This window comes from Actinosynnema sp. NPDC023658 (assembly GCF_040639995.1).
GTDB lineage: Bacteria > Actinomycetota > Actinomycetes > Mycobacteriales > Pseudonocardiaceae > Actinosynnema.
Genome location: NZ_JBFAAX010000245.1, coordinates 1 through 8,383, shown reverse-complemented (window position 1 = coordinate 8,383; position 8,383 = coordinate 1). Strand labels below are relative to the sequence as shown.

Genomic DNA, 8,383 nt, shown 5'->3' with positions numbered 1-8,383 from the left:
ACGGCGGCAGCGGCGTCTCGGGGCGTGATGTGCAGCACTCGGCGGCGGTGTTCACGCACGATGTCCGCTCACCGGACGTTCGCGCTCGCAATTTTGTGCGCCACCGGACGTCCCGTTCGGGTAATCACAGCATCTCGAAGGGTGAGCAGGACGAGCGGGGACGTCGGGGGCGGGAAGGCGGGTCATGCCAAGCGTGATGACAGCGCAGTACGGTGAGGACCGGCGGACAGCTGACACAGGAGGTCGGACCCTGGCCGGCAACGCTGTCGAAAGGCTGCCGAGCGGCCGGGTCAACGGCGTCCCGACCGAACGGGTGCGGCGTGCTGCCCTCCTCGGGGCGTTCGGGCGGTGGCTGCGCGAGCACCGGCAGCTGGGGTTCGACGCGGCGGCCGTCGGCATCGCGGCGCTGGACGTGTGGCTGCGGGTCGTGCCCGAGGCCGAGCCGTACAACTACGTGCTGTCAGTCATCGCCGTGGCGGCCGTGGCGTTGCGGCGGCGCTTTCCGTTCCTGGTCGTGCTGATCACCGTGCCGGGGTTCCTGGCCGGGTGGGCGCAGCTGGCGGCGATGATCTCGCTGGGCACGTTGGCGCGGCAGAAGCTGCTGACGAAGCAGACGTGCGTCGCCGCGGCGCTGGTGTGGCTGAGCCGGTTCTTCCCGTGGCCGCCGGGCGAGTTCGTGACGACCGAGTGGAAGACGCACGTCCACAACGCCATCTACGGGTGCATCGTCGCCGGGATGCCGATCGCCATCGGGTTGCTCGCGCACGCGCGGGAGGAGCTGTCGGCGCGGATCGCGGAGCTGGCGGCGAGCCGCGAGCGGGAGCGGCTGCTGCACTCGCACGCCGTGCGGGCGGACGAGCGGGCGCGGCTGGCGCGCGAGATGCACGACGTCGTGTCGCACCAGGTGAGCCTGATCGCGATGCAGGCGGGCGCCCTCCGGATGGCCGCGGCCGATCCGGACGCCAAGCAGGTCGCCGGGACCATCCGGATGCTGAGCACCCGGACGTTGGACGAGCTGCGGCAGCTGGTGAGCGTGCTGCGGACCACTAGCGGCGACGACTCGCCACAACCGCGCGTCGAAGACCTGCCGCAACTGGTGAGCACCGCCGGGATTCCCGCGACGTTGACCGTGCAGGGCCCGGTGGCCGACCTGCCGGCCCCGGTGTCCGGCGCGGTGTACCGGACGGTGCAGGAGGCGTTGACGAACGTCCGCAAGCACGCGGGCGGGGCGCCGACGTCGGTGCTCGTGGTGGCCGACGCCGAGCAGCTGCTGGTGGAGGTGCGCAACGACCCGCCGGAGGGCTCGTTCGACGGCGGGCCGCTGCCCAGTGGCGGGCACGGCCTGGTGGGGCTGCGGGAGCGCGCGGCATTGCTGGACGGTGAACTGCAAGCCGGCCCGACGGACGGCGGGGGCTACGCCGTGCGGGTAACGTTCCCCCTGGTCAGGGGCCTCCAACCCTAACCGCCCGCGTCACACCATCGAGTGATCGTGCCCCCGCAATCAACCGAAACGCCGTTATCCTGGCCGTCAAACGTCGGTTGAAACAACGAGGACCGCCGACCAACCACCCCCATCTCCCCTCACCCCCCACCACCCCGTGTCAGTGACCGCTCATCCCTCCACCACCCGTCCCTCCCACCGCACCTCGGACCACCCCTGAGCCCTTGAGCCTCTGGGACCACCCTCTGCCCAGCGCAGGCCAGCGGACCCGGCGGAGTCCAGCGGGATCAGCGGAGTTCGGCGGGATCAGCGGAGCTCACGGATGGTGAAGGATCAGCGGAGAGCGGACCGCCGGGTAGCCGCAGCGGTGCAGACGGCCGCGACCACGCCCAGCCCGCCGCACACGAGCGCCGGCCACAGGTCGGGCGTGTGGCGCAGCAGCACGGACGGCAGGAGCCACACCGCCACGCCGAGCCCGAACCCCAACGGAGCCGCCGCGACGACCGCCGCCGTGCCCGCCTGACGCCGCCGCAGGGATCGCAGGATCGACTCGAGGTAGGCGAGCGTGAACAGCAGCAGCACCGCGCTCCCCGCGCCCATGATGCTGATCAGCGGGTGGGTGAGTGGCTGGAGGGAGTAGTCGGCGGACTGGCCGCCGGACGTCACCGTGGCCACCGCCGCGCCGCCCACGACCCAGCGGCTCGCGCCCGGCAGCTCGAACGTCAACGGGGAGGCGGCGGGGTTGGCGGGATCGCCGGAGCCGCCCGGTTTGGGGTTCGTGTCGGCCGGGTTCGGCGTGGTGGCGTCCGAGGCGGCGGCGGGATTGGTGGAGGCCGGTACGTCGGCCAGCGTGATGCCGGCCGCGGTGATCGCGAGTCGGGCCGTTGCGGGGTCGCCGGTGCCCACGGGTACGGGTTTGCTCAGGTCGGCCGTGAGCACCGGTAGGTCGCGGCCGGGGGTGGCCAGTGGCACGGCGATCATCAGCGCTGCCGCCGTCGCGGCCGCCAGGGCCGGCCACCGGGCCGGTTTCGGTTCGGAGCGGGGTTGGGGCTCGGAGAGAAGTTGGGACGCGGGGACCAGAGTTTGGGCGCCCAGTTGGGCGGGTGTTGGTGGGGGATCTACGAGGGTGGCGCGTACGGGGATGTTCAGCGCGCCGTGAGAAGTGGAAGCGGACGTCAGTGCGCCGGGAGAGGTGGGAGCAGGCGGCAGCGCGCCGTGAGAGGTGGGGGAGGTAGGCAGGGGGCCGTGGGAGGTGGAGGGGGTGCCGCCGGTCGCGGATGGGGTGGGCCACGAGGGATGGCTGGATGCGGAGTGCGAGGCCGGGCCGTGGGGTGAGACCGAGGGTGGGCCCGGGAACGGAGGTTGGGTGAGGGTGGGGGACGAGGAGAGGGTGGTGGCGGTGCTGGGGCGGGTGGCGGCGGCTACCTGTGGGGTCAGGTGGACCGGGATGTCCAGTTGCAGCAGCCAGTCGCGGCCGAAGGTTTCGGCGGCGGCGGTCGCCAGGTCCACGGCGAAGGTCTCGGCGTTGCGGTAGCGGGCGCGGGGGTCGCGTTCGATCCCTCGCATGATCACGCGGGCCAGGGGGTTCGGCACCTCGACCAGCGGGCGGGGTTGGTGGTAGACGTGCCGTTGGATCATGGCCAGCGCGCCGCCGCCGCTGTCGAACGGCAGCCTGCCGCTGAGCAGCTCGTACAGCACGGTCGCGGCGCCGTAGACGTCGGCGGCCGGGCTGAGGGGGTTGCCCAGGGCCTGTTCGGGCGACAGGTAGGCCGGTGTGCCGAGCACCTGCCCGCCGTGCGTCACGAGCGTCGCACCCTCGCTCACGACCTGCGAGATGCCGAAATCCGCGACCTTGAGCACCCCGCCCGCGGTGAACAGGAGGTTCTTCGGCTTCACGTCGAGGTGCAGCACCCCGGCGCCGTGGGCTGCGTGCAGGCCGGACAGCATGGCGAGCCCGAGGGCGCACGTCTGCGCCGGAGTGAGGCCGGGGCCGGTGAACTTCGACCACACCGTGCCGCCGTCGAGCTTCTCCATCACCAGCAGGTGCTCGCCGCGGTCCTGGACGTAGTCGTACACGGGCACGATGTGCGGGTGGTCGAGTCGCGCCAGCAGCCGCGCCTCGTGCGCGAACCGGGCGCTCATGCGCTCGTCCGAGGCGAGCACGCCGGGCAGGCGCTTGACCGCGACGGCACGTCCGAGCGGCCGGTGCACGGCGGCGTAGACGACGCCCATGCCGCCGCGTCCGACTTCCGCGCCGAGGTCGTACTGCGGCAGGGCCGCGACGACGTTCGCCGACACCGTCACGCCGCACCGCCGGGCAGCGGTCGGGTGATGCGCTGGGTGGCCTCGGGGTCGGCGTGGACCGTTGCGGAGGTGCGGGTGGTCGCGGAGTGGTCGGTTGCGGAACGACCGGTGGTCGAGTGGCCGCCGGGGCCGAGGGGCAGGTCGTCGGCGTCCGGGTGCGGGGTGAGGTAGCCCAGGGCGAACGCGGCGGCCGCGGCGCCGAGGATGAACGGGATCTCGGCGGCGGGTGACGGTGCGACGACCCGCAGCACGGACAGGGAGATGACGGCGACGAGTCCGGTGCCGACGCCGGCGGGCAGGAACCGCATCGCGCGTTGCCACCGGTTCGCGGGCAGTCGGCGGCGGGCCAGGGCGAAGAGCGCTCCCGCCCACGCCAGCACGGTCAGGCCGAACACGGCGAGCCCGAACACCCCGTACACCGACCAGAGGGATCCGCGGACGTCGCCGGTGGTGCCGATCGCGGCGATCACGTCGCGGTTGGTGTCGAGCACTTCGAGGTCGGTGGGCAGCAGGCCGGTCGCCTGGGCGCCGAGCTGGCCGAGGTCGAGGACGAAGCCGCGGGTGACGCTCTGCTTGGCGGGCACGTCGAACGGCACGGTCGTGTCGTAGGAGAAGAAGGTCAGCGCGAGCGCGGTGCCGGACAGGCGGATGGTCTTGACGTGCCGGACGGTGTCGGTTCCGTTGTGGACGGTGACGAGGAAGCGGGAGGAGCCGGACGGGTCCAGCAGCAGCCGGTCGTCACCGACCGGGGTGCCGTCCACTGTGGCGTCGATGGTGACCGTGTCCCCGGTGGCGTGGGCGGGGGCGACGCCGAGGAAGATCCCGCACAGGAGCAGTAAACCGACGCTGCTCATAATGCGTCTCACAAGGGCACCTCATCGGTGGGTAGCGGACTGGTCCGGGAGTCGGCATGCGATCGGCAGGAACATTAGCTCTACTCGGTGCCCTGGTGGGTGGCGTTACGGTGCTTGTGGCGGCACCGGTATCGGCGCAGCAGCAGGCGGTGGCGACGGTGAGCCCGGATTCGGGTCCGGTGGGGACCTCGTTCACGGTGAGCTGGTCCGGTGTGTACCTGGATCCGGACTGCCAGGACTACGGGGTGCAGGTCCTGTGGGACGGTCGGCTGGTGGTCGGCGGCGGCAGGCACGCGGGGCGCGGGGCCGGTTCGGGGTCGGGGTCGGTGCCGTCGGGTGCGGCCGTGGGTGGTCACCGGGTGACGGTGCGGCCGTTGTGCGCGGCGTCGTCGAACCCGTCGGACGGCTTCACGGTGACGGCGCCGCCGGTCACGACGACCACCGCGCCGCCGGTGACGACGACGACCGCTCCCCCGGTGGTCGCGACGACCACGCGTCCTCAGGTCACCACGACCACCACTACGACGGCCACCACCACTACGACGACGACCACGACGACGACGTCCGCCAGTTCGGCGCCGCCCGCGGTGGTCACGACGACGCCGTTCGACGGTGACGGTGCGCTGACGTTGGACAAGGACAACATCCAGCCGGGTGACCCGTTGACGGCGACCGGCACGGGGTGCGACCCGGGGTCGTCGGTGCGGCTGAGTTCGCTGGGTGAGGACGTCGGCACGGCGAAGGCGGACGGGGCGGGCACGTTCAGCACGCGGGTCGAGTTCACCACGATCCAGCCGGGTCGGCACGTGATCCGCGCGGACTGCGGTGTGGTGCTGGTGGGCAGCGTGGACGTGGCGTTGACCAGCTCGACCGGTGGCACGACGTCCACGCTGGTGGTGCTGGTGTTCTTCCTGCTGGTGGGTGCGGTGCTGGTCCGGCGCCAGTTCGCGGGCCTGTTCACCAAGCAGGCCTGACCCCGCCGAGCGGTCCTGACCCCGCCGGGCCGACCTGACCCCCGTCCAGCCGGGCCTGACCCCATCGACCGCCGAACGAGCACTGGAGCAGGTGCACGACGGCCCCCGCAGGGTTCCCGCGGGGGCCGTCGTGTGGTTCGTCCGAGCTGACTAGGGCTCTTCGCGCTGCTTGCGCAGCTTGGTGAGCGCCTCTTCGAGGATCGCCTCGCCGTCCGCGTCGGAGCGCCGCTCCTTCACGTACGCCAGGTGCGTCTTGTACGGCTCGTTGCGCGGCGGAGCAGGGGGTGCCTGCTCGTCGCGCCCCGCCGGAAGACCGCACCGGGGGCAGTCCCAGTTCTCCGGGATCTCGGCTTCGACCGCGAACGACGGCCGAGACTCGTGCGCGTTCGCGCACCAGTACGACACCCGACGTCGGGGCGCGGACTCGCCGCGCTCCGATTCGCCCATCGGGCCTGCGCCGACGCGGGTACCGCGAATCGCGTTACCACCAGCCATCGACCCTCACACCCCCACCACGTGGTTTCCCTGTGTCCGCGTCGGCCGACGCCGTCGGCGCCCGCCGACCTGTGTCAGTTGACCTTCATCAGCAGCCCGATGCCCACGATGGCGATCACCCAGACCGAGCCGACGAACAACGTCAGCCGGTCGAGGTTCTTCTCGACCACGCTGGAACCGGACAGGCTCGACTGCATGCCGCCGCCGAACAACGAGGACAGACCGCCACCACGCCCGCGGTGCAGCAGCACGAGCAGGATCAGCAGCACGCTGGAGATGAGCAACAGGATCTGAAGGAACAGGATCATTTCTTCCTCGCTGTCAGGCAGGTGACGCCACAGAGTACCCGGTCGACTGCCGACCGTGGACCACCGCGGTGGGAGTGCGTGTCAATCAGCTCAGGGTAGAGGGCCACCCGCGGCGAGGGCGCACAGCTTGGCGAACTCGTCCGCATCCAGGCTCGCACCACCGACAAGAGCCCCGTCGACGTCCTTCTGGGAGATCAACTCCGCGATGTTGCCGGACTTGACGGACCCGCCGTAAAGCACTCGAACGGCCGAAGCGACGTCCTCGCCGTAGAGCTCCGCGAGCTTGACCCTGAGGGCGGCGCACACCTCCTGCGCGTCGGCCGACGAGGCGACCTTGCCGGTGCCGATCGCCCACACCGGTTCGTAGGCGATGACCACGTCCCGCACCTGCTCGGCGGTGAGGCCCTTGAGGCCCGCGACGAGCTGGGCGGTGCAGTGCTCGACGTGGCCGTTGGCCTCGCGGACGTCGACCTGTTCACCGAGGCAGAAGATGGGCGTGACGCCGTGCTTGAGGGCCGCCTTGACCTTCTTGTTGACCGTGGCGTCGTCCTCGCCGTGGTACTCGCGGCGCTCGGAGTGGCCCACGGTGACGTAGGAGCAGCCGAGCTTGGCGAGCATCGGGCCGGACACGTCGCCGGTGTAGGCGCCCGAGTCGTGCGGGGACAGGTCCTGCGCGCCGTACTTGAGCAGCAGCTTGTCGCCGTCGACGAGGGTCTGGATGGAGCGGATGTCGACGAACGGCGGCAGGACCGCCACCTCGACCTTGGCGAAGTACTTCTCCGGGAGGGAGAAGGCGATCTTCTGCACCAGGGCGATGGCCTCGAGGTGGTTGAGGTTCATCTTCCAGTTGCCCGCGATGAGGGGCTGACGCTGGGCCATCACGCCTCCAACACAGACACGCCGGGCAGCTTCTTGCCCTCGAGGTACTCCAGGGACGCCCCACCGCCGGTGGAGATGTGCGAGAACCCGTCCTCGGGCAGGCCGAGGGCGCGCACGGCCGCGGCCGAGTCGCCGCCGCCGACCACGGTGAACGCGTCGCTCTTGACCAGCGCCTCGGCCACCGCGCGGGTGCCGCCGGAGAAGGCCTCGAACTCGAACACGCCCATCGGGCCGTTCCAGAACACGGTCTGGGCGTCGGCCAGCTTGGACGCGAACAGCTCGCGGGTGGCGGGGCCGATGTCCAGGCCCTGCCGGTCGGCGGGGATGGCGTCGGTGGCCACGACCTCGTAGGCGGCGTCGGGCGCGAAGTCGACGGCGGCGAGCACGTCGACGGGGAGGACGAGTTCCACGCCGCGCTCCTCGGCTTCGGTGAGGAAGCCGCGGACCTGGTCGAGCTGGTCCTCCTGGAGCAGCGAGCCGCCGACCTCGTGGCCCTGGGCCTTGAGGAAGGTGTAGGCCATGCCGCCGCCGATGAGGAGCCGGTCGACCTTGGTGAGCAGGTTCGCGATGACGCCGAGCTTGTCGGAGACCTTCGCGCCGCCGAGCACCACGACGTACGGGCGCTGGAGGTCGTCGGTGAGCTTGCGCAGCACCTCGACCTCGGCCAGCACGAGGCCGCCCGCGTAGTGCGGGAGCTTCTGGGCCACGTCGTAGACGGAGGCCTGCTTGCGGTGCACGACGCCGAAGCCGTCGGAGACGAACGCGTCGGCCTTGGCGGCCAGCTCGTCGGCCAGGGCGGCGCGCTCGGCGTCGTCCTTGCTGGTCTCGCGGGCGTCGAAGCGGATGTTCTCCAGCAGCACCACGGTGCCGTCGCCGGCCGCCTCGGTGCCGATCTCGACCGGCTGGCCGAGCAGCTCACCGAGCCGCACGGCGACGGGGGCGAGGGAGAACTTGGGGTCGGGCTCGCCATTGGGGCGGCCCTGGTGCGCGGCGACCAGGACGCGGGCGCCCGCGTCCACGAGCGCCGTGATGGTGGGGACCGTCGCGCGGACGCGGCCGGCGTCGGTGATGCGGGCGCCGTCGTGGGGGTCGTTCAGGTCGGGGCGGCGGTGGACGCGCCGTCCCGAG

8 protein-coding genes are annotated in these 8,383 nt (G+C 71.7%); 2 read left to right on the top strand and 6 right to left on the bottom strand.

All coding sequences use genetic code 11. The features are described from left to right. Positions 1 to 313: 313 nt before the first annotated feature. Entirely contained in the window at positions 314 to 1,462 is a 1,149-nt protein-coding gene (locus AB0G02_RS22380; RefSeq protein WP_360797409.1) for a histidine kinase, read from the top strand. 312 nt (positions 1,463 to 1,774) lie between these two features. Here AB0G02_RS22380 and AB0G02_RS22375 read toward each other — a convergent pair whose 3' ends face one another. Both AB0G02_RS22375 and AB0G02_RS22370 read right to left on the bottom strand, forming a co-directional pair. After that, complete coding sequence (locus tag AB0G02_RS22375) at positions 1,775 to 3,745, bottom strand: protein kinase (protein WP_360797408.1); 1,971 nt, start codon at positions 3,743 to 3,745, stop codon at positions 1,775 to 1,777. Continuing rightward, the gene (locus tag AB0G02_RS22370) at positions 3,742 to 4,611 is read right to left on the bottom strand and encodes a hypothetical protein (RefSeq protein WP_360797407.1); all 870 of its coding nucleotides are present in this window, start codon (positions 4,609 to 4,611) and stop codon (positions 3,742 to 3,744) included. The genes AB0G02_RS22375 and AB0G02_RS22370 overlap by 4 nt, the downstream gene beginning before the upstream one ends. Before the next feature lie 185 nt (positions 4,612 to 4,796). Here AB0G02_RS22370 and AB0G02_RS22365 point away from each other — a divergent pair, with 185 nt between their 5' ends. Then, positions 4,797 to 5,573 carry a hypothetical protein gene (locus AB0G02_RS22365; protein WP_360797406.1) on the top strand — a complete coding sequence of 259 codons (777 nt, stop codon included), beginning with the start codon at positions 4,797 to 4,799 and terminating at the stop codon, positions 5,571 to 5,573. A gap of 150 nt (positions 5,574 to 5,723) precedes the next feature. On the opposite strand, the gene AB0G02_RS22360 is transcribed toward AB0G02_RS22365, so the two are convergent. The 4 genes from AB0G02_RS22360 to AB0G02_RS22345 all read right to left on the bottom strand — a co-directional run. Next, entirely contained in the window at positions 5,724 to 6,068 is a 345-nt protein-coding gene (locus AB0G02_RS22360) for an RNA polymerase-binding protein RbpA (RefSeq protein WP_015103628.1), read from the bottom strand. 74 nt (positions 6,069 to 6,142) lie between these two features. After that, entirely contained in the window at positions 6,143 to 6,376 is a 234-nt protein-coding gene (gene secG, locus AB0G02_RS22355; protein ID WP_360797405.1) for a preprotein translocase subunit SecG, read from the bottom strand. Positions 6,377 to 6,466: 90 nt separating this feature from the next. After that, the gene (gene tpiA / locus AB0G02_RS22350; RefSeq protein WP_360797404.1) at positions 6,467 to 7,255 is read right to left on the bottom strand and encodes a triose-phosphate isomerase; all 789 of its coding nucleotides are present in this window, start codon (positions 7,253 to 7,255) and stop codon (positions 6,467 to 6,469) included. Then, positions 7,255 to 8,383 (bottom strand): phosphoglycerate kinase (locus AB0G02_RS22345; RefSeq protein WP_360797403.1); only part of this gene is annotated, 1,129 nt, incomplete at its 5' end. The genes AB0G02_RS22345 and tpiA, both read right to left, overlap by 1 nt.

Coding starts and splice junctions, on each gene's coding strand:
- AB0G02_RS22360 (WP_015103628.1), bottom strand. CDS start 6,068: ATGGCTGGTGGTAACGCGATTCGCGGTACCCGCGTCGGCGCAGGCCCG.
- secG (WP_360797405.1), bottom strand. CDS start 6,376: ATGATCCTGTTCCTTCAGATCCTGTTGCTCATCTCCAGCGTGCTGCTG.
- tpiA (WP_360797404.1), bottom strand. CDS start 7,255: ATGGCCCAGCGTCAGCCCCTCATCGCGGGCAACTGGAAGATGAACCTC.